Here is a 1,713-nt window from a genome sequence, read left to right as displayed (position 1 = left end):
CCCCCCCCCCCCCCCCCCCCGGCCCCCCCCCCCCCCCCCCCCCCCTCCGTAAGGAACGAAACTCCCCAGCGCGCAACACCAAGATCAGCGAGAAGCCGCCAGGCCCGACAGCCCTTTCCCACCCAAAAAATACCGGAAGGAATGTGACTCGAACGGCCTTGAATGGCCTCGAACGTCAGTCACACAGGGTACTATTTACCTATGCAATCAGTGACGGTCGAGCTTGAGGCCGCGTCCACCATGGAATTGGTGAACGCGCTCTCCGCCATCGCCACTGAACTCGCCACCAGAGACGCCCCCGAGTCGGCGGCCGCCTGCCTCGAACTCACTGAAACCCTCGCGGCCGCAGCAGATATGCAGGAAAGCGCGCTGGCTGGATTCATCGGCCGAGTCGACGCCACCGGAGAGCAACAGCGGTGGGGATATCCCTCCACCCAGGCGTGGCTGCGATCGCGGCTGGGCATGCGCGACAACCGCGCCAAGGAGCGCCTCACCCTCGCCCGGCAGCGGCACCGCCTGCCTCAGGTCTGCGCCCAGCTCGCCTCCGGTGACCTGTCCTTCGGCTACGCCACCACCGTCGCCGACTCGGTCGCCCGCCTGGACGACACCGACTGCACAGAGGCCGAGACGACCCTTCTCGGCTTCGTTGATCAGGGCTTTTCGGCCGGGAAGGTCGCTGCGTTCGGGCGCCGGATCCGCGACCTCATCGCTGAGCGTGACGACACCGAGGCCGCCCCGGATGAGGACACCAAGCGCGGCTATGACAAGTCGTGGCTGACGACGACGCGTTCGTTGGACGGCGGCCGGTATGTGAAGGGCTGGTTGAACCCCGAAGACGCCGCCATCTTCGACGGCACCCTCGCGCCGCTGGCCAAGCCGGCCGGACCCGACGACCACCGCGACGTCTCCGAACGCACCGCCGCCGCCCTGTCCAGCGTGCTGTCGGGCGGTCACAAGGCCACCAAGGTCACCGTCATCTGCGACCTGGAGACACTGACCGGCGGCAACGCCCCGGCCCGCCTCACCGACGGCACCCCGATCCCCGCCCCGCAGGCGCGCCGCATCGCCCTCGCGGCCGGGGTATCGCCGCTGCTGCTCGGGCGCGGGAACACTCCGCTGTACCTGGGCCACCGGGAACGCTTCGCCTCCGCAGCCCAACGCCAAGTCCTCGAAACCCTCTACCCCACCTGCGCGGTACGAGAGTGCGAGACCCCGGGCACACTCTGCGAAGTCGACCACGTCAACGGATGGGCACTCGGACACTCACCCACCGACATCGACCAACTCGCCCTCACCTGCGGATGGCACAACCGGTTCAAACACACCCGCCCCGACCAGATCCACATCACCAAAGATCAAGACGGGCGATACGTCTACCGGCTGCTACCACCACCAGACGCCCGAGGGTCAACCGGACCACCCGGCGGCAACGGCCCACCCGATTCCGCCCTCGACTGGGCCGCATAACCACCCCACCAGCATGACCGCCGAGTCCGCCCGGATCCCCTCGGATCGCGGGCGGCCTCGGCATGCCCACACCCACTCCATCGCGGCCAGCACCGCAGCCGCCACCGCAGCACCCCCCGCAGCACCCCCGTAGCCGCAGCCGCAGCAGCCGAATGATCGGCCGGAACGCGGCACGGCCGTTGGCTCCTTGGGTGTCTTCGCCCCTTACGGAGGGGGGTGGTGGGGTGGCGCGACCCGGGGGCGGGG

General features: G+C 69.2%; 1 protein-coding gene. It reads left to right on the top strand.

Translation table 11 applies throughout. From position 1 onward, the window contains the following. Positions 1-162 precede the first annotated feature (162 nt). Positions 163-1,467 carry an HNH endonuclease signature motif containing protein gene (locus F9B16_RS03910; RefSeq protein ID WP_151538428.1) on the top strand — a complete coding sequence of 435 codons (1,305 nt, stop codon included), beginning with the start codon at positions 163-165 and terminating at the stop codon, positions 1,465-1,467. The last annotated feature ends 246 nt before the right edge of the window (positions 1,468-1,713 follow it).

Origin of the sequence: Actinomadura montaniterrae, assembly GCF_008923365.1 — a bacterium.
In the GTDB taxonomy this organism is placed as follows: Bacteria; Actinomycetota; Actinomycetes; order Streptosporangiales; family Streptosporangiaceae; genus Spirillospora; species Spirillospora montaniterrae.
The sequence above is the reverse complement of the archived record's forward strand: the minus strand, read 5'-3'. Positions and strand labels throughout refer to the sequence as shown.

What these genes read in the sequence shown, in the direction of transcription:
- F9B16_RS03910 (WP_151538428.1), top strand. Translation starts at nt 163, where the DNA reads ATGGCCTCGAACGTCAGTCACACAGGGTACTATTTACCTATGCAATCA.